This is a genomic window from Kluyvera sp. STS39-E, from assembly GCF_040932435.1.
Lineage (GTDB): Bacteria > Pseudomonadota > Gammaproteobacteria > Enterobacterales > Enterobacteriaceae > Kluyvera.
Window position 1 is genome coordinate 570,789 of sequence record NZ_JBFQGA010000003.1, and the last position, 20,318, is coordinate 591,106.

23 protein-coding genes are annotated in these 20,318 nt (G+C 53.4%); 10 read left to right on the forward strand and 13 right to left on the reverse strand.

Features of this window, described 5'->3' with window-relative positions; all coding sequences use genetic code 11:
• Nucleotides 1–107: 107 nt before the first annotated feature.
• The 5 genes from AB4K05_RS09255 to sad form a co-directional block, all read right to left on the reverse strand.
• The gene (locus AB4K05_RS09255) at nt 108–635 is read right to left on the reverse strand and encodes an N-acetyltransferase family protein (protein WP_368479675.1); all 528 of its coding nucleotides are present in this window, start codon (nt 633–635) and stop codon (nt 108–110) included.
• Nucleotides 636–719: 84 nt separating this feature from the next.
• Nucleotides 720–1,712 carry a diguanylate cyclase gene (locus AB4K05_RS09260; protein WP_368479676.1) on the reverse strand — a complete coding sequence of 331 codons (993 nt, stop codon included), beginning with the start codon at nt 1,710–1,712 and terminating at the stop codon, nt 720–722.
• A gap of 165 nt (nt 1,713–1,877) precedes the next feature.
• On the reverse strand, nt 1,878–2,243 hold the full coding sequence (locus AB4K05_RS09265; protein ID WP_368479677.1) for a DUF4186 domain-containing protein: 366 nt from the start codon (nt 2,241–2,243) through the stop codon (nt 1,878–1,880).
• Complete coding sequence (gene glsB / locus AB4K05_RS09270; protein WP_368479678.1) at nt 2,243–3,169, reverse strand: glutaminase B; 927 nt, start codon at nt 3,167–3,169, stop codon at nt 2,243–2,245. Before glsB ends, AB4K05_RS09265 begins: the two co-directional genes overlap by 1 nt.
• A 70-nt stretch (nt 3,170–3,239) precedes the next feature.
• Complete coding sequence (gene sad, locus AB4K05_RS09275; RefSeq protein WP_368479679.1) at nt 3,240–4,625, reverse strand: succinate-semialdehyde dehydrogenase; 1,386 nt, start codon at nt 4,623–4,625, stop codon at nt 3,240–3,242.
• Between the two features lie 104 nt (nt 4,626–4,729).
• Here sad and AB4K05_RS09280 point away from each other — a divergent pair, with 104 nt between their 5' ends.
• Nucleotides 4,730–5,599 (forward strand): LysR family transcriptional regulator, encoded by an 870-nt coding sequence (locus AB4K05_RS09280; protein ID WP_368479680.1) that lies wholly within the window; start codon nt 4,730–4,732, stop codon nt 5,597–5,599.
• Here the strand turns inward: AB4K05_RS09280 and AB4K05_RS09285 are convergent.
• Nucleotides 5,562–6,032 carry a GNAT family N-acetyltransferase gene (locus AB4K05_RS09285; protein ID WP_368479681.1) on the reverse strand — a complete coding sequence of 157 codons (471 nt, stop codon included), beginning with the start codon at nt 6,030–6,032 and terminating at the stop codon, nt 5,562–5,564. The two genes, AB4K05_RS09280 and AB4K05_RS09285, sit on opposite strands and share 38 nt — an antisense overlap.
• A 152-nt stretch (nt 6,033–6,184) precedes the next feature.
• Here AB4K05_RS09285 and AB4K05_RS09290 point away from each other — a divergent pair, with 152 nt between their 5' ends.
• Nucleotides 6,185–7,129, forward strand: coding sequence for an L-lactate dehydrogenase (locus tag AB4K05_RS09290; protein WP_368479682.1), 945 nt, complete (start codon nt 6,185–6,187; stop codon nt 7,127–7,129).
• 38 nt (nt 7,130–7,167) lie between these two features.
• On the opposite strand, the gene AB4K05_RS09295 is transcribed toward AB4K05_RS09290, so the two are convergent.
• Nucleotides 7,168–7,956 (reverse strand): PhzF family phenazine biosynthesis protein, encoded by a 789-nt coding sequence (locus AB4K05_RS09295; protein WP_368479683.1) that lies wholly within the window; start codon nt 7,954–7,956, stop codon nt 7,168–7,170.
• Nucleotides 7,957–8,154: 198 nt separating this feature from the next.
• On the opposite strand from AB4K05_RS09295, the gene AB4K05_RS09300 reads away from it, so the two are divergent.
• Nucleotides 8,155–9,354: a sugar transporter gene (locus AB4K05_RS09300; RefSeq protein ID WP_368479684.1), complete on the forward strand. Its 1,200-nt coding sequence runs from the start codon at nt 8,155–8,157 to the stop codon at nt 9,352–9,354.
• An 86-nt stretch (nt 9,355–9,440) separates the two neighbouring features.
• Here the strand turns inward: AB4K05_RS09300 and AB4K05_RS09305 are convergent, their stop codons facing one another.
• Nucleotides 9,441–10,109 carry a MarC family NAAT transporter gene (locus tag AB4K05_RS09305; RefSeq protein ID WP_368479685.1) on the reverse strand — a complete coding sequence of 223 codons (669 nt, stop codon included), beginning with the start codon at nt 10,107–10,109 and terminating at the stop codon, nt 9,441–9,443.
• Between the two features lie 230 nt (nt 10,110–10,339).
• Between AB4K05_RS09305 and marR the strand changes: the two genes are divergently transcribed.
• The 3 genes from marR to marB are packed head-to-tail and all read left to right on the forward strand — an operon-like array spanning nt 10,340 to nt 11,418.
• A complete protein-coding gene (gene marR, locus AB4K05_RS09310; RefSeq protein WP_368479686.1) occupies nt 10,340–10,774 on the forward strand; it encodes a multiple antibiotic resistance transcriptional regulator MarR in 435 nt (144 codons plus the stop codon).
• 20 nt (nt 10,775–10,794) lie between these two features.
• A complete protein-coding gene (gene marA, locus AB4K05_RS09315; RefSeq protein WP_052282559.1) occupies nt 10,795–11,178 on the forward strand; it encodes an MDR efflux pump AcrAB transcriptional activator MarA in 384 nt (127 codons plus the stop codon).
• Between the two features lie 30 nt (nt 11,179–11,208).
• A complete protein-coding gene (gene marB / locus AB4K05_RS09320; RefSeq protein WP_368479687.1) occupies nt 11,209–11,418 on the forward strand; it encodes a multiple antibiotic resistance regulatory protein MarB in 210 nt (69 codons plus the stop codon).
• Between the two features lie 33 nt (nt 11,419–11,451).
• Here marB and eamA read toward each other — a convergent pair whose 3' ends face one another.
• The gene (eamA, locus tag AB4K05_RS09325; protein ID WP_368479688.1) at nt 11,452–12,354 is read right to left on the reverse strand and encodes an O-acetylserine/cysteine exporter; all 903 of its coding nucleotides are present in this window, start codon (nt 12,352–12,354) and stop codon (nt 11,452–11,454) included.
• Between the two features lie 196 nt (nt 12,355–12,550).
• On the opposite strand from eamA, the gene ydeE reads away from it, so the two are divergent.
• The gene (ydeE, locus tag AB4K05_RS09330) at nt 12,551–13,741 is read left to right on the forward strand and encodes an efflux MFS transporter YdeE (protein WP_368479689.1); all 1,191 of its coding nucleotides are present in this window, start codon (nt 12,551–12,553) and stop codon (nt 13,739–13,741) included.
• Nucleotides 13,742–13,805: 64 nt separating this feature from the next.
• Here ydeE and AB4K05_RS09335 read toward each other — a convergent pair whose 3' ends face one another.
• Both AB4K05_RS09335 and AB4K05_RS09340 read right to left on the reverse strand, forming a co-directional pair.
• The gene (locus tag AB4K05_RS09335) at nt 13,806–14,912 is read right to left on the reverse strand and encodes a cobalamin-independent methionine synthase II family protein (protein ID WP_368479690.1); all 1,107 of its coding nucleotides are present in this window, start codon (nt 14,910–14,912) and stop codon (nt 13,806–13,808) included.
• A 151-nt stretch (nt 14,913–15,063) separates the two neighbouring features.
• Entirely contained in the window at nt 15,064–15,462 is a 399-nt protein-coding gene (locus tag AB4K05_RS09340; RefSeq protein WP_368479691.1) for a rhodanese-like domain-containing protein, read from the reverse strand.
• Between the two features lie 85 nt (nt 15,463–15,547).
• On the opposite strand from AB4K05_RS09340, the gene ftrA reads away from it, so the two are divergent.
• Nucleotides 15,548–16,537 (forward strand): transcriptional regulator FtrA, encoded by a 990-nt coding sequence (ftrA, locus tag AB4K05_RS09345; RefSeq protein WP_368479692.1) that lies wholly within the window; start codon nt 15,548–15,550, stop codon nt 16,535–16,537.
• A gap of 82 nt (nt 16,538–16,619) precedes the next feature.
• Nucleotides 16,620–16,715 (forward strand): protein MgtS, encoded by a 96-nt coding sequence (mgtS, locus tag AB4K05_RS09350; protein WP_156315592.1) that lies wholly within the window; start codon nt 16,620–16,622, stop codon nt 16,713–16,715.
• 135 nt (nt 16,716–16,850) lie between these two features.
• Here the strand turns inward: mgtS and AB4K05_RS09355 are convergent, their stop codons facing one another.
• A complete protein-coding gene (locus tag AB4K05_RS09355) occupies nt 16,851–17,021 on the reverse strand; it encodes a hypothetical protein (protein WP_368479693.1) in 171 nt (56 codons plus the stop codon).
• Nucleotides 17,022–17,347: 326 nt separating this feature from the next.
• A complete protein-coding gene (dcp, locus tag AB4K05_RS09360) occupies nt 17,348–19,393 on the reverse strand; it encodes a peptidyl-dipeptidase Dcp (RefSeq protein WP_368479694.1) in 2,046 nt (681 codons plus the stop codon).
• Nucleotides 19,394–19,538: 145 nt separating this feature from the next.
• Here dcp and ydfG point away from each other — a divergent pair, with 145 nt between their 5' ends.
• Nucleotides 19,539–20,288 carry a bifunctional NADP-dependent 3-hydroxy acid dehydrogenase/3-hydroxypropionate dehydrogenase YdfG gene (gene ydfG, locus AB4K05_RS09365; protein WP_368479695.1) on the forward strand — a complete coding sequence of 250 codons (750 nt, stop codon included), beginning with the start codon at nt 19,539–19,541 and terminating at the stop codon, nt 20,286–20,288.
• The last annotated feature ends 30 nt before the right edge of the window (nt 20,289–20,318 follow it).

The window sequence follows — 20,318 nt, forward strand, 5'->3', positions numbered from 1 at the left end:
TCCTTTCTGGATTAGTCATACAGCCTGCTCAATTGGTGTAATAACTTATCAGATTTTCCGCTTATGAAACCGTGTTTTGATCAATAGTGAGACAAAAAATAGTGAGTCTATAAAAATTTGTAAAAAATCGATGTCGCCGTCAGCTTACCGTCCGGCATCAGCGCGTAGCGCGGGACTTCCCCGACCTTCTGCCAGCCGCATCGTTGATAAAAATGCTCGGCGCCGCTTCCGGTAGCCGAATCTAACACCAGCACTGTTTTTTGCACATCGGCTGCCACCTCTTCTAGCCTTTGCATCAATGCACGAGCAACGCCGCCACGGCGTGCACACTCATGCACCAGCAGTTTAGCCACATCAGCGCGGTGAGGCTGGTTTTCTGGCTGATCGATAATGAGCTGTACCGTACCCACCACCCGCTGTTCGCCATCTTTTGCTACCAGCACAATCCGCTCGCCTCGAGTCACACTTGCTGCCGTGCGCTGCCAAAAATCCCGTGCGCTGTCAGTCGAAAACGGCAACATAAAACTTACCGACGCGCCGCCATTAACGCAGTTAGCTAATACGTCGGCCAGCGCATCGAGATGGGTCATAATATCGGTTTCAGAAAAGGTATGAAGCGTAAACGATGTGTGCATGATGGGCCCCTGATAATAAAGGGACCACTATCACTTTAACGAGTTGATAACACAATCAGCGTCGTCATCGTATTTTCGTATGCATCAATGGGCAAAGATCTGGTTTTTGCCGCGACGTTTGGCTTCATAGAGCGCGCTGTCTGCCGCCTGTAGCCAATCCGCCACTTCAAACATATCCGGTAGCGCATCGGCAATCCCAATGCTGAGCGTTAATGATTGCTGATGGTCCGGACGTTCGGTCACCACCGACGTGGCATCCATAATACGCTGGGCAATCGCCTTTCCTTCTTCAAGCGAGGTATCCGGAAGCAGGATAACAAATTCATCGCCACCCAACCGCGCTGGAGTGTCCGTCGGACGCGTCGCCATCTGTAAAATTTGCGAAATCGTTTTGAGCATCACATCGCCCACCTTATGCCCAAACCTGTCGTTCACTTCTTTAAAGTTGTCCAGGTCGATAAACATCAGCAGCGAATGCCCGCAATGCTGCTTAAGACGAACCAACTCCCAAGAGATACGCTGCTCCAACAAGCGCCGATTCGCGATATCCAACAGCGGATCGAGCATGGCAATACGCTCCAACTCCTGGCTTTTCAGGCGCAACTTCACCGCAATGCTGTCTGTGAGCAGACTAAGCGCCAACACGTAGAGCGAGATCAGCGGCAGCGTTGCCAGCATCGTGCGTTGAGAAACATAGCCGTTAAACGGCATCCCCGTCAGCGCCCAACTTACGGCAAATCCCGCCAGCATCACACCCGCAGCTTTACGCATCAGCGCAACCCCGCCCGCCGAAAGCCGGTCGGTCATCAGGATCGTGGCGATGGTAATCGACGGCAGCGGGTTACAGGCCATCATTGCAATCCAGAAGCCGCCCACCGCCGCATCAACCAACAAGTTTTGTTGTTCTGCCTCTCGAGGCATAGGCGCTCGGCGCGCGCGTAAAAAGGCGACCGTTGGCCAGATAAAGGCGTTAACACCCAACAGCATCTGTAAGAACAGCGGCTGCTGACGTTCAATAAGTACAGAAAGGATGGGGAGAAAGCAGAGAAAGGTGCCGAGGATCCGCATCAGATACATTCGTCTGACAAACCGGGTTCCTGTTACCCTATCTTTCGCAATTAGTTTGCCAAAACCATTCATAACACAATTTATTCCGATACGTCGCCCGGCTTATCATATTGGGCAACGTTCGTCTGAGCAAGCTATCAAAAAAGATAGCTTTTCAGATTAAACTTATTTGCTTTACTTCACGGTTTTATTCATCTCATTAACCAACCAATGATGAATAACACGGACAATATACTGCTGCTGCGCAACGTTCAGCGCCTGTCCCTGCGGGATATGGTGCCACTTCGCCAGACAACCACGACAGCAGGTCGCCGTCGCATGTTGAGCAATAAACACCGGATGTCCGCGCATCGGCGTCTGTTTTCCGTCATTTTTGGGCAGCGCGGGCGCCAAGCGACCTGCAACAAAGTCAGCCGCGTGGCTATCAATCACTGCCGCGCCCTTATCAAGACAGTACTGTCTCTCCTTCACCCCAAGGTGAAAACGACTGCGAAACGGCGATCGTTGCAGTCGGGAGAAGACTAATTCCAGCGTTTCCATCAGTAAACCGAACGTCCTATTTGCTGTGTGAGTTGTTCCAGCACAGCCACACCCGCTAACGAGTTGCCGGTTTCATCGAGTTCCGGGCTCCAAACAGCAATGGCCATTTCGTGAGGCACAATGGCGACCACCCCGCCGCCTACCCCGGATTTTGCCGGAAGGCCAACGCGCCAAGCAAATTCCCCAGCGTTTTGATACATCCCGCTGGTTGCCATCAGCGCATTTATTTGCCGCGTTTGCATCGGCGAGATAACCGGTCTTTCAAGATGCGCCGCCTGTCCTTGATTCGCAAGGAACAAAAAAGTCTGCGCCAGCTCCACGCAACTCATCTTCAGCGCGCAGTAATGAAAGTAGTTTTGCAAAACCGTGGCGACATCGTGGTGGAAGTTGCCAAAGGATTTCATCAACCAAGCAATCGCCGCATTGCGGGCCGAATGTTCAAACTCGGAGCGGGCAACCTGCAGATCGTAACCCACATCATCCACGGCACTCAGTTTACGCACGATTTCGAGCATTCGTTGACGCGGCGCGCTTAACCGGCCCTGCAGCATATCGCAGACCACCAACGCTCCGGCGTTAATAAACGGGTTGCGCGGTATGCCTTGCTCGATCTCGAGCTGCAACAGGGAGTTAAACGGTTGGCCTGAAGGATCTTTCCCGACCCGCGACCAGATCTCCTCAGCCTGGTAATGGTTCATCGCCACAACCAGACTCAGGACTTTAGAAATCGACTGAATAGAAAAGCGCTCATTGGCGTCGCCTGCACAAAAATGCTGTCCATCGACGGTGCTGATCGCAATCCCCAGTTTATTACCGCTGACGCAGGCCAATGCCGGAATGTAGTCCGCGACTTTGCCCTGCCCAATCAGCGGTCGAACGTCGTTAAGAATCGACGTCAGCATGGCATTATTGATAACCGTAGCCACTTACGCTCCTTGCCCACAGGCTATTTTCGGCCTGGGAGTATAGCAGAGTGCAGCGGCTACGTCGTTTGGCTTAGCGCCGTTCCTTCCACACGGTCTGCACGTTGCAGAATTCACGTAGGCCAAAATGAGACAGCTCGCGACCAAAGCCGCTCTTTTTCACGCCACCAAACGCCACACGCGCGTCGCTGGCACTGTAACCATTGATAAAGACGCCACCGCATTCAAGCTCATCGGCAAAACGCTTCGCCTGCTGCGGATCGGCAGTAAAGACGGTAGCAGAGAGGCCAAAATCACTGTCGTTTGCTAATGCCAGCGCATGGTCGGCATCGCGGGCAACGGTAATTGCCGCCACCGGGCCAAACATCTCCTGACGAAACGCGGTCATGGTTGGCAAAACGTTTGCCAACACGGTGGCCGGATAATAGTTGCCGTTGCCGTTGAGTTTTTCGCCGCCCAGCAGCAGCGTCGCGCCCTCTTTAACGGTTGCCATCACCTGATCATGAAGTTCATCACGCAGATCGAAACGCGCCATCGGCCCCATGTAGTTCTCTTCTTCGCGCGGATCGCCCATTTTTAAAGCCTTCGCCGCCGCGACAAACTTCTGGGTAAAGCTGTCGGCAATCCCGGCTTCAACAATAAAGCGCTTCGCCGCGGCGCACACCTGTCCGGTATTTTGATAGCGCCCGATAACCGCCGCCTGCACGGCGACATCAAGATCGGCATCATTGAGGACGATAAACGGATCGGAGCCGCCCAGTTCCAACACACATTTCTTCAGCGCCGCACCGGCCTGTGCACCAATGGCTTTGCCCGCGCGCATGCTGCCGGTGAGCGTCACCGCCGCCACGCGCGGATCGTTAATCATCTGAGAAACGCCGTCGTTGGTCGCATTTACCCAGCCAAAGACACCGGCTGGCACGCCCGCCTCGGCGATGATTTCGCCAATCAGCGCGGCTGAGCCCATCACATTCGGCGCATGCTTAAGAATATAGCTATTACCCGCCAGCATAATCGGCACGGCGCCACGCAGCACCTGCCACAGCGGGAAGTTCCACGGCATAATGGCTAACACCGGCCCCAGCGGACGGTACTCAATCACCGCTTGATTATTCTCAACCAGCGTGGCTTCGGTCGCTAACATTGCCGGGCCGTGCTCCGCATACCAGTCGCAGAGATTCGCCGACTTAGCGACCTCGCCCCGGGCCTGATTAATCGGCTTACCCATTTCACGGGTAATACACTGCGCCATCTCTTCAGCGCGTTCACGCAACACGTGTCCGACCGCACGCAGCGCATCCGCACGCTGTGCCACAGCGGTCTTACGCCACTGACGAAATGCGTTATCGGCAAGCGTAATGGTGGTGTCTACCTCTTGCGTCGTTGCCCACGGGAGTGAAGAAACGGTTTCGCCGTTAGCTGGGTTAATGGAGATAGCATGGGTTGCAGGTGAGTTCATTTTTTTCTCTCTTAATGAATTGCGCGATGATGACATCGTCGCCTATTCTTCTATTTCTGAAAACTGAATAATATTAACCAAACCATTCACGATACGAGAACGCCATGGACCTCACCCAGTTGGAAATGTTCAACGCCGTCGCCCAGACCGGCAGTATTACTCAAGCGGCACAAAAGGTGCATCGGGTGCCGTCAAATCTGACCACCCGTATTCGCCAATTGGAAGCCGACCTCGGCGTTGAGCTGTTCATTCGTGAAAACCAACGGTTACGCCTGTCTCCAGCCGGGCACAGTTTTCTCCGCTACAGCCAGCAGATTCTGGCACTGGTTGATGAAGCCAGAATGGTGGTGGCGGGCGACGAACCGCAGGGACTCTTTTCCCTCGGCGCGTTGGAGAGCACAGCCGCCGTGCGCATCCCACAGACGCTGGCGCACTACAACCAGCGCTACCCGCGCATTCAGTTTGATCTGGCGACCGGCCCTTCCGGCACCATGACCGATGGTGTGCTCGAAGGTCGCTTAAGTGCTGCTTTTGTTGATGGTCCGGTAATGCATCCCGGGCTTGACGGCATGCCGGTGTACCCGGAAGAAATGATGATTGTTGCACCGCAGGGCCACTCGCCGATTACCCGGGCGAGCGATGTTAATGGCGCGAACATTTACGCCTTTCGCGCCAACTGTTCGTACCGCCGGCATTTTGAGAGCTGGTTTCATGCCGATAAAGCCACGCCGGGGCGTATTCATGAGATGGAGTCGTACCATGGCATGCTGGCCTGCGTCATCGCCGGTGCGGGTCTGGCGCTCATACCGCGTAGCATGCTGGAAAGTATGCCTGGTCACCACCAAGTTTCTGCTTGGCCGTTGGCTGAGAAATGGCGTTGGCTCACCACCTGGCTGGTGTGGCGACGCGGCGCGATGAGCCGTCAGTTGGAAGCGTTTATTGCGCTGCTTGATGAGCCAGCGGCTTTGTCATAAATACGCTTAACGGGTCAGGTTGATATGGCGAAAACGCCTCACAAATCGCATAGCCGCTCCGTTCATACAACCGAATTGCCGCATGCTGATGGATCCCGGTTTCCAACTGCAAAGTGTGGCAACCACGCAGACTGGCAGCTGTTTCCAGCTCTGCTAACAGTTTCTCCCCCAACCGCTGGCCCCGGTGCGTTGTGTCGATATACACCCGTTTCATTTCCGCGCGTCCATCATCACCCAAGACGACGGCGCCACAGCCGATGGCCTCTTGACCGTGACGGATAAGCATCACGACTAACCGCTCTTCAGGCAACTGAGTCAAATCAACCAAATGGTTGCTCTCTTGCGGATAGAGCTCTGTTTGATAGCGGTCCAGTGCCGCAATCAGTGGCCCAATAGCTGCGGCGGAAGGTGAAGTCATGGCGATGGTATACATGGAAAGCTCCGGGTGATTGTTATGCGGTTAATGTAGCACTCGCCGTTAGCGCCACTCAGATCGTTAACTTATAATTCGTCGAGGCTCTTGCGCTAACCGATTGTTAACGAGTAGTTTTATTCACTATCGTTTGCCCATCCATTGGAATATCCATGAACACCAAAGCCCGTAAGGTCATGATAATCGGTGCCGGAAACGTCGGTGCGTCAGCAGCCTATGCGTTGCTCAATCAGAATATTTGTGAAGAGCTGATTCTGGTCGATCTGAATAAGAACCGTGCCGAAGCGCACGCCCAGGACCTCAGCGATGCTGCCGCCTACATGCCCGGCATGATGACCATTTCATGCCGCGATGCCAGCGACTGCTCGGACGTCGATATCGCGGTGATAACCGTCTCCGGCGGCGCATTAAAACCCGGGCAGACGCGGCTTGATGAGTTGAAAGGTACCGCAAATATCGTGCACAGCATCGTGCCACAGATGATGGCCGGCGGTTTTAACGGCATCTTCCTGATTGCCACCAACCCGTGCGACATCATTACCTGGCAGGTGTGGCAGCTTTCCGGCTTGCCGCGTAGCCAGGTTATCGGCACCGGCGTTTGGCTCGATACCACCCGCCTACGTCGTAAGCTGGCGCAGGATCTGGATATCGGCGCGCAAAGTATCGACGCCTTTATTCTCGGCGAGCACGGCGACAGTCAGTTCCCGGTGTGGTCGCATTCCTCGGTTTACGGTTCCCCTATCGAGCAGGTTTATAAACGTCGTACCGGAAAAGATCTCGATCGTCAGGCAATGGCCGACAGCGTCCGTAAGCTGGGCTTTGAAATCTATGCGGGTAAAGGCTGTACCGAATACGGCATCGCCGGGACCATTGCAGAAATCTGCCGTAATGTCTTCACCGGCAGCCACCGCGCGCTGGCTATCTCTTGCATTGTAGATGGGGAATACGGCGTTGAAGGCGTGGCTATTGGCGTGCCTGCCGTACTGGCGCAAAGCGGCGTTCAACAAGTGATTGAACTGCAACTCGCGCCGGATGAACAGGCGAAATTCGCCCATTCGGTTGACGTGATTAAAGCGAATATTGCGCTGTTGCCGTAGGAAGTACTCCCCGGCGTCGTCAATTCGTCTACGCCGGGTTAATCCAACAGCACCGTCCCCTGCAAATAGGTTCTCGCCGTTCCGCTCATTAGCACCCGTTCACCAACCCAATCACAGCGAATATCACCGCCGCGAGCCGATACCTGTCGCGCTAGCATCTGTGTTTTGCCAAGCTTTTCACCCCAATATGGGATAAGCATTGTGTGCGCCGAACCGGTAACCGGGTCTTCCCAAACCGCTTCGCCTGGGGAGAAAAAGCGGCTAACAAAATCATATTCACCGTCACCAGCTGCGGTAACCGTCACTTTATGTTCAACCGGCGTCATTGACGTAATATCTGGTTTTAGCGCTTCAATCTGCTGGCGGTTTTCCAACTCGATAAGCCAAGCGCGTCCCTTGCGCGCGCTAAGAAAGTGCTCAATGCCTAATGCCCTGAGCATTTCCGCAGGCGGCGTTGCCGCCTGTGTTGGGCAAGCTGGGAAATCCAAGGTTAGCCACTCGCCGTCGCGCGTCACGGTTAGGCGCCCGGAAAGCGTTTCAAAGTGGATACGCTCATCAGGATAATCCAGATGACTAAAGATTACGTGGGCGCTGGCAAGCGTGGCATGCCCGCAGAGATTCACTTCATTGCGAGTGGTAAACCAACGCAACGCAAAACCGCTTTGCTGTTTAACGACAAAGGCGGTTTCCGACTGGTTATGCTGCTGCGCCATCTGCTGCATGACCTCATCCGGTAGCCAGTCGTTAAGCACGCAGACCGCCGCGGCATTTCCGCCAAAAGCACGGTGACTAAAAGCATCAACCATATAGAAATCAATCTCGTGCATCTTCTTTTCCACTTGTTTTACGCGTTGTAGCAAACTGACACAGAAAATGAATAGCGACAAGCTTCTTGCACCCTATTAAATGTGACAACGTCACAAACGCGCAAAAACGAGACATTAATCACAAAAAGTTTGTATTTACCGCAACAATCGCTTTAAGATCGACCATCTCCTCACTTTCTTAACGCCCCGGTACATCTTATGACAACAAACACGGTTTCCCGGCGGACAGCGTGGCTTCGGGTCGTCACGTTGGCTATTGCCGCCTTTATTTTTAATACCACTGAATTCGTTCCGGTTGGTCTCCTCTCCGATATTGCCAACAGCTTCGACATGCAGACAGCTGAAGTCGGGATCATGCTGACGATTTATGCTTGGGTCGTCGCGCTGATGTCGCTGCCGTTTATGTTGCTCACCAGCCAAATGGAGCGGCGCAAGCTGCTGATTGGGTTGTTTACGCTGTTCATCGCCAGTCACGTGCTGTCGTTCCTGGCGTGGAACTTTACTGTGCTGGTGATAAGCCGCATCGGTATTGCCTTTGCTCACGCGGTGTTCTGGTCGATAACCGCGTCGCTGGCTATCCGCATGGCTCCCGCAGGTAAGCGTGCCCAGGCGCTAAGCCTGTTGGCGACCGGTACCGCGCTGGCGATGGTCTTCGGTATTCCGATTGGTCGCGTCGTCGGTCAATACTTTGGTTGGCGCACCACCTTCTTCGCCATTGGCGTGGGTGCGCTGATAACCCTGCTGGCGCTGGTGAAGCTGCTACCGCGTCTGCCAAGTGAACATTCCGGCTCGTTGAAAAGTCTACCGGTGCTGTTTCGTCGTCCCGCGCTGGTCAGTATCTATCTGTTGACCGTTGTAGTGGTCACCGCCCATTACACCGCCTACAGCTACATTGAGCCTTTCGTGCAAACCGTCGCAGGACTCAGCGGTAACTTTGCCACCATTTTGCTGCTGGTGCTTGGCGGTGCGGGAATTATCGGCAGCGTACTGTTTGGTAAGTTGGGCAACAAACATGCGTCAGGCCTTATCAGTAGCGCAATTGGCTTGCTACTGGCGTGCCTGCTGTTGCTGCTGCCTGCGGCACAAGATGTCAGCCACCTTGCGGTGCTCAGCATCTTCTGGGGCATTGCGATAATGGTGATTGGTCTGGGCATGCAGGTCAAAGTACTGGCACTGGCGCCAGATGCCACCGATGTCGCCATGTCGTTGTTCTCAGGGATTTTTAATATCGGGATTGGCGCAGGTGCTTTACTGGGTAGCCAAATCAGCACCCATCTATCGATGTCGTCCATTGGCTACGTCGGCGCGGTGCCGGCGCTCGCGGCGTTTATCTGGTCGGTTGTGATTTTCCGCCGCTGGCCCGCGGCATCGTTAGAAGAACAGGCGCATCAGCATTAAGTGACGGTTGGCCTGATGGCAAAGCCGCCATCAGGCACTTGTGCAGGTTGCCCGATGGCGGCTTTGCCTTATCGGGCCTACGCAGGTTATGCGTGGTAAGTGGTAATAATTTCTAGCACGCCGTTAATAATAAACTGCACGCCCATACAGACCAGCAGGAACCCCATCAGACGAGAAATCGCCTCGATGCCGCCTTTCCCCACCAGCCGCATAATGGCGCCAGAGCTACGTAAGCAGCCCCACAGGATTATCCCCACCAGCGCAAAGATAATCGGTGGCGCTACCAGCACCACCCAGTCGGGGAAGTTGACGCCGTGTTTGACCGTTGAGGCCGAACTGATGATCATCGCAATCGTTCCCGGGCCCGCGGTGCTTGGCATCGCCAGCGGTACGAATGCAATATTGGCCGTTGGCTCGTCCTCCAGTTCCTCAGATTTACTCCGTGCTTCCGGGGAGTCATGCGCTTTTTGCTGCGGGAACAGCATGCGGAAACCGATAAAGGCTACAATCAAGCCACCGGCGATACGCAGCCCAGGTATTGATATACCGAATGTATTCATCACCACTTGGCCCGCGTAATAGGCCACCATCATAATGGCAAAGACGTAAACCGACGCCATCAACGACTGACGATTACGCTCTGCATTATTCATATTCCCCGAGAGCCCGAGGAACAATGCGACGGTGGTTAACGGGTTAGCCAGCGGCAGTAAAACCACCAGCCCAAGCCCTATTGCCTGAAAAAGTTCCTTCATAATCGTCCAAAACCCTATCTGTTTTACCGAAAAAAATAGACTGAACTTCGGGCGTTAAGCCTTTAGTACAGTTAGTTTAACGTGAATGTGATGGAGAACACAGAACATCCTATTGCTCATGCCCTGAGCCATTTTAGCAATTCGTGGCATCGCTCAACCCATTCAGTTGACTTATGGTTGCATGAGAAATAATATCCACCGCAACTAAAGTACTTGCCAGGGCAACCATTGTGAACAGCACAAGCAATCTCTTCAATGAAATGATTCCACTTGGGCATTTGATTCACATGGTTAACCAGAAAAAAGATCGCTTACTCAACGAGCATTTATCGCCAGAGGACATTACCGCTTCACAGTTCAGGGTTCTGTGCTCTATCCGCTGTCAGGGCAGTATCACGCCAGTGGAATTGAAAAAGACCCTCTCCGTGGACTTAGGCGCACTCACCCGCATGCTGGATCGTTTGTTGTGTCGGGGCTGGATAGCCCGGTTACCCAATCCAAACGATAAACGCGGCGTATTGATTCAGCTAACGTCAGAAGGCGCGGCTATCTGTGAGCAGTGTCATCAGCTCGTTGGGCAAAACCTGCACCAAGAATTAACAAAAAACTTAACGGCAAATGAAGTTGCAACACTTGAGCTTCTCCTTAAAAAAATATTGCCGTAAACAGAAGAAGAGGTAAGACGATGTCCAGACGCAACACCGACGCTATTACTATTCATAGCATTTTGGGCTGGATCGAAGATAACTTGGAATCGCCGTTATCACTTGAAAAAGTGTCCGAGCGTTCCGGTTATTCCAAGTGGCACCTGCAACGGATGTTCAAAAAAGAGACCGGTCATTCATTAGGTCAGTACATCCGAACCCGTAAGTTGACGGAAATTGCCCAGAAATTAAAAGAAAGTAACGAGCCGATTCTCTATCTGGCGGAGCGTTACGGTTTTGAATCGCAGCAAACGCTGACGCGCACGTTTAAGAACTACTTCGATGTGCCACCGCACAAGTACCGCGTCACCAATATGCACGGAGAGTCTCGCTACCTCCACCCCATTGATCACTGTGTTTGTTAATCGCCTGCCAAAAGACGTATCGAGGAAATAATGAAACTGTTCGCCAGTGTTGCCTTCGCCCTGTTGGCGGTATCCGCCATTCCGGTACATGCGGAGCAACTTCCAGCACAACATACGGAGCATCACACCATGTTGATGCCGTCTGCCAGCAACCAGTCGCCGTTTGATTTTAATCATATGGCCGCCGGAAGCGATAAGTCAGATGAGCTGGGCGTACCGTACTACAACGACAATAAGTGATAAATATGATTGCCCCGCCAACGCGGGGCTTTTTTATCCCTTCACCGCGCGACGCAAACCCGGCAGACGAAAGCCAAAGACGTTAATCAACAGCCCCGCCATAATCAGCACCGCCCCGGCAAATTGCATCAGCGAGAGCTGTTCACCTAGCAACAGCGCGGCACTCGCCAACCCGACAACCGGCACTAATAACGACAGCGGCGCGACGCGCCAGGTTTCGTAGCGTCCCAGCAGCGAGCCCCAAATGCCATAACCCACAATGCTGGCCATAAACGAAAGATACGCCAGTGATAATACCGTCGTCATGTCGATGTGAATCAGGCTCTGAACCATTACCTGCGGCCCTTCGAAAATCCATGAGCTGAGCATAAAGGGAATAATCGGAATTAATGCGCTCCATACCACCAGCGACATCACACCGGTTTTCGCCGGATGAAGCATAATTTTTTTGTTGAAGATATTCCCGCATGCCCAGCACAGCGCGGCTCCCAGGGTCAGCATAAAGCCCAGCATTTTAACGTTCTGCCCGCTCATACTGGTTTCGACCAACACCAAGACGCCAAACACCGCCAGTGAAATGCCGATCAGCTGTTTACGCTGAAGTCTTTCACCAAACACGAAGGCGCCAAGAATAATGGTAAAGAAGGCCTGCGCCTGCAAAACCAATGATGCCAAGCCGGCAGGCATGCCGAATTTGATGGCGCAGAACAGGAAAGCAAATTGACCGAAGCTGATTGTCAGCGCATAGCCCAGCAGCAGCGAAAACGGAATGCGAGGACGCGGCACAAAGAATAGCGCGGGGAAAGCCACGAACAGAAAGCGTAAACCCGCTAGCAGCAACGGTGGCATGCCATGTAGCCCTACTTTGATAACCACAAAGTTCAGTCCCCAAATTACCACCACCAGCAGCGCCAGCAGTCCATCTTTCCGCGTCATATCCGCCCCAATATTTATTAAATTTATGTAAACACATTCAAAGTAACGAAAATTTGCCCCCAGGAATAGATCATTATTTCTGGCAGGGGAAAATCGCACGTCCCAACAAGCGTGTGGCTATACAAGCTTCTTATGGCGTGATACTTGTGAAAGCCATAACAAAAAAACATCATCACGACAAATATTGGGCAAGAAAATGAAACCAACGACCAGACGATCCACGATTGCGCTGTTGGCATCGTCGTTACTGTTAACCATCGGCCGCGGTGCCACCCTTCCTTTCATGACCATCTACCTCACGCGGCAATACGCGATGACGGTAGACACTATCGGCTACGCCATGTCTATCGCGCTGGTTGTCGGCGTCATCTTCAGCCTAGGTTTTGGTATCTTGGCGGATAAGTTTGATAAAAAACGCTATATGCTGATTGCCATTGCGTTCTTTATCAGCGGCTTTATTGCCATTCCGCTGGTCAATAGCATCCCGTTGGTGGTGTTCTTTTTCTCGCTGATCAACTGTTCGTACTCGGTTTTCTCAACCGTCCTCAAGGCCTACTTCTCCGATACCCTGGCCGCCAGTACCAAAGCGCGGGTGTTTTCGCTTAACTACTCGTTTTTGAATATCGGCTGGACCATTGGCCCTCCGCTGGGCACGCTGCTGGTGATGTACAGCATCAACCTGCCATTCTGGCTAGCGGCAATTTGCGCGGCGTTCCCGCTGCTGTTTATTCAAAAATACGTCGAGCGCCTGACGCCTGCCGAGATAAACGAGAAGCCTGTTGCTTGGTCTCCGTCGGTACTGCTGCACGACCGGGCATTGCTGTGGTTTACGCTCTCCGGACTGCTGGCCTCGTTCGTTGGCGGCTCTTTCTCCTCCTGCCTATCGCAGTACGTGTTGGCCGTGGGTGATAGCGAGTTTGCCGAAAAGGTTGTCGCGGTGATCCTGCCGGTTAATGCGGCAATTGTGGTCACCTTGCAGTACGCGATAGGCCGTAAGCTGACGGCCAACAACCTGCGCCCGCTGATGACGCTTGGAACAATCTGTTATGTTCTAGGTTTGGCCGGTTTTATGATGTCAGACAGCAACTTACTCTACTGGGGGCTGGCGACGGCGGTGTTTACCATTGGTGAGATTATCTATGCGCCTGGTGAATATATGCTGATCGACAATATTGCGCCGCCGGGGATGAAAGCCAGCTACTTTTCTGCCCAGGCGTTAGGCTGGCTGGGTGCGGCGCTGAATCCGCTGTTTACTGGACAGATCCTCACTCACTTCCCGCCAATCACTCTGTTCCCGATTATGATGGTGGCCATCGTGCTGGCGTGGGTGCTTATCTTCCGTGGAATCAAAGCTAGCAGCTGGCGCCAGGAATTGAACGCGATTTAAGCCGTATTTGTGCGCCATCCAGTTCTCGTTTGCAGGTACTGGATGGCGTTATTCGTCGAGTCGACTAGGACCAAACCTGCGCGGCGATCCCTGTCACCAGACGGACTTTATCCCACTGCTGCTGCTCAGACAGGCTATTTCCCTCTTCCGTAGAAGCAAAGCCACACTGCGGGCTGAGGCAAATTTGCGCCAAGGAGACATAGTTCGCCGCTTCTTCAACGCGTGCTTTTATTCCCTGTGGATTTTCCAGCTCACCGTTCTTGGTGGTAATAAGCCCGAGCACCACTTTCTGGTCGCCTTGAGGGACAAAGCGCAGTGGCGCGAAATCACCGGAGCGGTCGTTATCATATTCCAAGAAAAACGCATCAACCTTCACGCGGCCAAACAAGATTTCCGCCACCGGCTCATAGCCGCCTTCCGATATCCACGTGGAGCGGAAGTTTCCGCGACACACATGCAGGCCGATAATGAGATCGTCAGGTTTGCCTTCCAGCGCCCGGTTCAGCACGTCGGCATAAATGGCGGCTAGTTCGTCCGGGCAATCACCGCGCTCACGAACCTGACGACGCTGTTCATCAGAGCACAGATAGGCCCAAACGGTGTCATCAAGCTGCAGATAGCGACAGCCGGCGTCATAGAAAGCGCGAATCGCGTCGCGCCAAGTGTTGGCTAAATCATTAAAATAATCTTTGAGATCCGGATAAACCGTCTCATCGATATCTTTACGGCCACCGCGGAAGTGCAGCACGCTTGGGCTTGGGATGGTCATCTTCGGCGTCGCGTCACCGCTGATGCTTTTCAGGAAGCGAAAATCTTCCAGCATCGGATGCTCCCCAAAGGCCAATTTGCCAGTGACACGAATACCGTGAGCGCGGGTCTGAACACCGTTAAACTGAATGCCTTTATCGGAATCGTAGCGTTCAACGCCCTGCAAGCCATCAAAGAAGTCAAAATGCCACCAAGCACGGCGAAACTCGCCGTCGGTCACCACATGTAGGCCACAATCACACTGATGTTGCACCACGCGGCGGATTTCAGCATCTTCAACGGCGCGTAACTGCAGCGAGTCAATTTCACCAGCGGCAAACTGCTGGCGCGCCTGCTTAATGGCCAATGGGCGTAAAAAACTGCCGACGATATCGGCGCGATACGGTGCGTGTTGATGTGGCATGGTGTCTCCTTATTCACTCAGGCATATTGATTGCCCTAAGTGATAATATGTTATTTGAATTATTTAGCCATCTGGATGGCTGCATGTCCAAATAGTGTCATCCGTGACCCTGGCTGGCAAACGAGAAAAATTCACCACACATGAATTAAATTCACGATCCGCTGCTAAAAGCAAAACCCTCATCCTGCCAACCGGTGATCCCGCCAATCATCAGTTTCACCGGGCGGCCCAGCTCAGCAAGCTTCAGCGCGGCGCGATCGGCACCGTTGCAGTGCGGGCCCGCGCAATAGACGACGAACAACGTATCCTCCGACCACTCCTGCATTCTTTCAGGGGTGATTTCCGCATGCCGCAGATGAATCGCGCCAGGAATATGTCGGCGGGCAAAGGTCTCTGGGCTGCCCACGACATGTAGCAACACAAAATCCATTTCAGACTGCTGCATCGCCGCGTGCACATCCGCACAGTCGGTTTCAAGAGCAAGGCGTTGACGAAAATGGGCGGCCGCCTGTAGCGCCGTTGCAGCGGGGTAGTCAGTGACATAACTCATCGTTTATTCTCCGGTTATATGTTACCTCTATGGCAACAACCGCTTGAGTATATCCAGACCACCCGCACGAGGACTGCCCACAGAGATGACAGAAAACAGCCATAAAATGACAAAGTTAGCCCCTCGGGTAGTGGTATTGGCGTACGACGGCTTATGCACCTTTGAATTTGGCGTGGCGGTTGAAATCTTCGGCCTGCCGCGACCGGAAATGGGCGACAACTGGTACCAGTTTGCTGTGGCGGCGGTTGATGATGGCGAACTCCGTGCCACCGGCGGCGTTAGGATCATGACTGATGGCAGTCTGGCGCTTTTAGAGCAGGCCGATATGATAATCGTCCCCGGCTGGCGTGGTATTGACAGCCCGGTGCCATCGACACTCTGTGAGGCGCTGCAACGCGCGCATCAGCGCGGTTGTCGGGTGCTGTCGATCTGCTCTGGCGTGTTTGTGCTGGCAGCCGCCGGCCTGCTTGCTGAAAAACGCGCCACCACCCACTGGCGGTACACCGAAGCGCTTCAACAGCGATTTCCGAACATTCGCGTTGTGGAGGATGTGCTCTACGTCGCCGACGACACGGTGTTAACCTCAGCCGGCAGCGCCGCGGGGATTGATTTGTGTCTGCACGTGGTGCGCCTTGATTATGGACTTGAAGCCGCGAATTTAGTGGCCCGCCGCTTGGTTATCCAGCCCCATCGCGACGGCGCGCAAAAGCAGCATATAGAACAACCTGTCGCACGTTCCCGCGAGAGCCAGCGGCTAGGCATGCTTTATGATTTCCTCTATCAACATCTCGCAGAAAGCCACAGCGTTCGCCAACTGGCTGAGCGGGTCGGCATGAGCGAGCGCACCTTCCTGCGACGTTTTCAAGTTGCCACCGGCAAGACCCCTGCCCGCTGGTTGCTGGATGAACGGCTACAGCTTGCGCAACAGCATCTAGCCAACGGTCGCGAGAACATGGAAAAAGTGGCGGAGATAAGCGGTTTTGGTAATGCGAAAAATCTGCGTTTGCGTTTTCAGCAACATTTAGACATCAGCCCGCTGGCATATCGAAAGAAATTTACTGCAACAAATAATTAATTTAAGCAACTAAGGCATTGGTCTACGTTTAAAAGAGTACGCTAGAGGATGTGTGTCAACAGTCGTTAAAGCGGAGGTCATCATGCCGGATAATATGCAGGTTTTTGTTATTGCGATGGGGCTCATTCTGTTTTCCGGTTTTCTGACGGCCTATTTGAGCGGAAAGTGGAATGATTAATGGGCAAAAAAAACCGCCAGCAAAACTGGCGGTATAAATGCTTGCATGGATAGATTTTCTTTTACAGTTACCCTCTCTCCTTGATTGGATAACCGTTACTGATGGCAATCGTAGCACTGCAATATTCAACTAACGTTAAACGACAAGCGCATTCATTAATCCGATATTCTTCCATGCTTTTTTACTCTGGCAGCTGGCTTTACGCCCTGCCCACAATCTGCCGGAACGCGATTCCTGCAAGTCCTGACGTTCAGGACGGGTAGACCAGATAGACTCGCGAAGTGTTTTACGTTGGGATGTTTTCATTTATGCCTCCGGGCAGATGTCGATATTAAATCCATTAACTCAACAGTTTACGCGTCCATAGTAACAAGCCGAATGCCGAGTTTTTTCAATAACTGCACGAATTTGTAAAGAGCCGCACATAAGCCTGCCGCTGATTCCCCACTTGAGTCCCCCTACCGAATATGTCAGGTTGCGCAATTGTTACCATTGCGTGAAACTGACGCGGATGTCTTCACTCCAGGGGAGACAGCATAAATGATCTACCCATTGTTCGATTTAACCCGCCAGCCCTGTGTGCGGGTTTTTTTCTATTTCCCGGCGTCGCCATGCAAGGCCGGGAATAAAAGCTAGTCGCTTAAGCCGCGATTTTTTAACATCGGCGCAATTAACGGATCGTGTCCCCGCCAATCGCGATAAAGCTGCTCAAGATCGCTGCTGTTGCCGCGCGATAAAATAGCCTCGCGGAAACGCTGGCCGTTTTCACGATTTAAGCCACCGTGTTCAACAAACCATTGGTAGCCATCATCCGCCAGCATCTGCGTCCACAAATAAGCGTAATAGCCCGCCGCATAGCCACCACCGAAAATATGCGAGAAATAGCTGCTGCGATAGCGAGGCGGTACGGCAGCAAGATCGATATTCTCATGACGTAACGCCTGCGCTTCAAACGCTTCTACATCCTGAGGCAATTCTGCTGCCGTTACGCTATGCCAGTTCATATCCAGCAGCGCGGCGCCCAGCAGTTCGGTCATATCGTAACCTTTGTTGAAGTTTGCCGCCCGGAACAGGCTGTCACGCAGCGCGACCGGCATTGGCTCGCCGGTTTCATGATGCCGTGCATAGTGGGCGAATACCTGCGGATGGCTGGCCCAATGCTCATTGATCTGCGATGGGAACTCGACAAAATCGCGGGGAGTACTGGTGCCCGACAGGGTAACATAGCGCTGGTTGGCGAACAGCCCGTGCAACGCATGGCCAAATTCATGGAACAGTGTGACAACATCATCCCAAGAGATAAGCGCACTTTTACCCGCCGCCGGTTTTAGGTAATTGCAGACGTTGTAGATAACCGGGCGCGTGCCCAGCAGCGTGGATTGCGGGACAAAGTTATCCATCCACGCGCCGCCGCTTTTGCTGTCACGCGCGAAGAAGTCACCGTAGAACAGCGCCATGCCCTCGCCGTCCGCATCGAAAATCTCCCACACGCGAACATCAGGGTGATATACCGGCAGATCGAAACGCTCAACAAAGCGGATGCCAAATAGCTGGCTTGCGGACCAAAACACCCCGTCAATCAGCACATTTTCGAGGGCAAACCACGGTTTAATTTGTGCCTCGTCGATAGCATATTTCTCACGACGCACCTGTTCTGAGTAAAACAACCAGTCCCAAGCTTCGGCAGTAAAATGCGTGTCACCGCTATCAATAAGAGCCTGAATATCTGCCAGTTCGCTTTGCGCACGCGCACGTGACGCTGGGGTGATTTCACGCATAAAGTCAAACGCGGCCTTTGGCGTTTTCGCCATCTGATCGGCCATACTCCAACTGGCGTAATCTGCAAAGCCAAGGAGCGCGGCCTGTTTCGCACGAATGGCTACCAGTTGCAGCAGACGTTCGCGGGTATCGTTGCTATCCCCCTGCTGATTACGCAGCCAACCGGCTTTAAACAATTTCTCCCGCGTCTCGCGGTGGCGAAGTGATGCCAATACCGGCTGCTGGGTCGTATTCACCAGCGGAATCAGCCAACGATCGGCCAGCCCTTTCTCGGCGGCTGCCGCTGCCGCGGCGGTGATTTCATCCTCGCTCAGTCCGGCAAGCTGTGCCGCGCTTTCAAGGACTAATCCTCCGGCTTTAGCGGCCCCAAGCAGGCATTGATGAAATTGGCTGCTTAAGGTTGCCGCTTGGGTATTCAGCGTTTTTAATTCGTTTTTTTGCGCGTCAGCGAGCGTGGCGCCTGCCTGAATGAAGCGCTGGTAAATGACGTCAACTAGGCGCAGAGATTCCGCATCAAGAGCCAATTCATGACGTTGCTGCCAGACGCGCTGGATCCGCTGGAACAGCGCGTCGTTAAGGTAAATATCGTTGGCTAAACCGGCAAGCTCCGCCGAAAACTGTTCGTCAAGACGCTGGATCTCATCATTACTGTGCGATGCGGCCATGGCAAAAAAGACCGATGTGACGCGGGACAGCAGCTCACCGCTTTTCTCCAAGGCCACAAAAGTATTGTCAAAGTCCGGCGCGGCGGGATTTTGCGCGATATCGGCAATCTCCTGGCGTTTGCGCTTTAGGCCTTCATCAAATGCGGGACGGTAGTGGCTGTCATTAATCTCGTTAAACGGCGGTGCCTGGTAAGGCAACGTACTGCTGGCAAAAAATGGATTCGTGGCCGACATCGTGTGCTCCTGATTGGGACTTTGTCATAGAGTAACAAGTCGTTGATAGACCGCAATGATTTCTCGGGCGAGCGCAGTATCTTCCCCCAGATAAAGATAGCGTGCTATCGTGATGACACACTAACGCATTGAAGGAACTTAACAGATGATCGTACTGGTAACCGGGGCAACGGCGGGTTTTGGTGACAGCATCACGCGTCGTTTTATTGCCAACGGGCATAAAGTGATTGCCACTGGCCGTCGCAACGAACGTTTAAAAGCGCTGAAAGATGAGTTGGGCGAGAACGTACTGACGGTTCAGTTGGACGTGCGCAACCGCGCGGCGATCGAGGAAACTATCGCCAACCTTCCCGCCGACTGGCGTGATATCGATATTCTGGTCAACAACGCCGGCCTGGCTCTGGGCCTTGAGCCTGCACACAAAGCCAGTGTCGAAGACTGGGAAGATATGATTGATACCAATAATAAAGGCCTAGTGTATATGACCCGCGCGGTGCTGCCGGGTATGGTCGAGCGTAATCGTGGACACATTATTAATATCGGCTCCACTGCCGGTAGCTGGCCTTATGCCGGCGGCAACGTTTATGGTGCAACCAAAGCCTTTGTCCGTCAGTTCAGTCTGAACCTGCGTACCGACCTGCACGGCACCGCTATTCGCGTGACCGACGTTGAGCCGGGTCTCGTCGGTGGCACTGAGTTTTCGAACGTGCGCTTTAAAGGTGACGATGCGAAAGCTGGGAAAACCTATGAAAACACCAGCGCGTTGACCCCTGAAGATGTGACCGAGGCCGTCTGGTGGGTTTCAACGCTGCCGAAACACGTCAACATTAATACCGTTGAAATGATGCCGGTCAGTCAATCTTTTGCCGGTCTTAGCGTCCACCGCCAAAGTTAACATTAATTCCCAGCCCGACCGTCGGTCGGG

Coding starts and splice junctions, on each gene's coding strand:
- AB4K05_RS09265 (WP_368479677.1), bottom strand. CDS start 2,243: ATGGAAACGCTGGAATTAGTCTTCTCCCGACTGCAACGATCGCCGTTT.
- AB4K05_RS09260 (WP_368479676.1), bottom strand. CDS start 1,712: ATGTATCTGATGCGGATCCTCGGCACCTTTCTCTGCTTTCTCCCCATC.
- AB4K05_RS09290 (WP_368479682.1), top strand. CDS start 6,185: ATGAACACCAAAGCCCGTAAGGTCATGATAATCGGTGCCGGAAACGTC.
- eamA (WP_368479688.1), bottom strand. CDS start 12,354: ATGACGCGGAAAGATGGACTGCTGGCGCTGCTGGTGGTGGTAATTTGG.
- mgtS (WP_156315592.1), top strand. CDS start 16,620: ATGCCGGATAATATGCAGGTTTTTGTTATTGCGATGGGGCTCATTCTG.
- ftrA (WP_368479692.1), top strand. CDS start 15,548: ATGACAGAAAACAGCCATAAAATGACAAAGTTAGCCCCTCGGGTAGTG.
- AB4K05_RS09340 (WP_368479691.1), bottom strand. CDS start 15,462: ATGAGTTATGTCACTGACTACCCCGCTGCAACGGCGCTACAGGCGGCC.
- AB4K05_RS09285 (WP_368479681.1), bottom strand. CDS start 6,032: ATGTATACCATCGCCATGACTTCACCTTCCGCCGCAGCTATTGGGCCA.
- AB4K05_RS09305 (WP_368479685.1), bottom strand. CDS start 10,109: ATGAAGGAACTTTTTCAGGCAATAGGGCTTGGGCTGGTGGTTTTACTG.
- marB (WP_368479687.1), top strand. CDS start 11,209: ATGAAACTGTTCGCCAGTGTTGCCTTCGCCCTGTTGGCGGTATCCGCC.
- ydeE (WP_368479689.1), top strand. CDS start 12,551: ATGAAACCAACGACCAGACGATCCACGATTGCGCTGTTGGCATCGTCG.
- marA (WP_052282559.1), top strand. CDS start 10,795: ATGTCCAGACGCAACACCGACGCTATTACTATTCATAGCATTTTGGGC.
- AB4K05_RS09280 (WP_368479680.1), top strand. CDS start 4,730: ATGGACCTCACCCAGTTGGAAATGTTCAACGCCGTCGCCCAGACCGGC.
- ydfG (WP_368479695.1), top strand. CDS start 19,539: ATGATCGTACTGGTAACCGGGGCAACGGCGGGTTTTGGTGACAGCATC.
- AB4K05_RS09355 (WP_368479693.1), bottom strand. CDS start 17,021: ATGAAAACATCCCAACGTAAAACACTTCGCGAGTCTATCTGGTCTACC.
- AB4K05_RS09255 (WP_368479675.1), bottom strand. CDS start 635: ATGCACACATCGTTTACGCTTCATACCTTTTCTGAAACCGATATTATG.
- sad (WP_368479679.1), bottom strand. CDS start 4,625: ATGAACTCACCTGCAACCCATGCTATCTCCATTAACCCAGCTAACGGC.
- AB4K05_RS09300 (WP_368479684.1), top strand. CDS start 8,155: ATGACAACAAACACGGTTTCCCGGCGGACAGCGTGGCTTCGGGTCGTC.
- AB4K05_RS09295 (WP_368479683.1), bottom strand. CDS start 7,956: ATGCACGAGATTGATTTCTATATGGTTGATGCTTTTAGTCACCGTGCT.
- dcp (WP_368479694.1), bottom strand. CDS start 19,393: ATGTCGGCCACGAATCCATTTTTTGCCAGCAGTACGTTGCCTTACCAG.
- AB4K05_RS09335 (WP_368479690.1), bottom strand. CDS start 14,912: ATGCCACATCAACACGCACCGTATCGCGCCGATATCGTCGGCAGTTTT.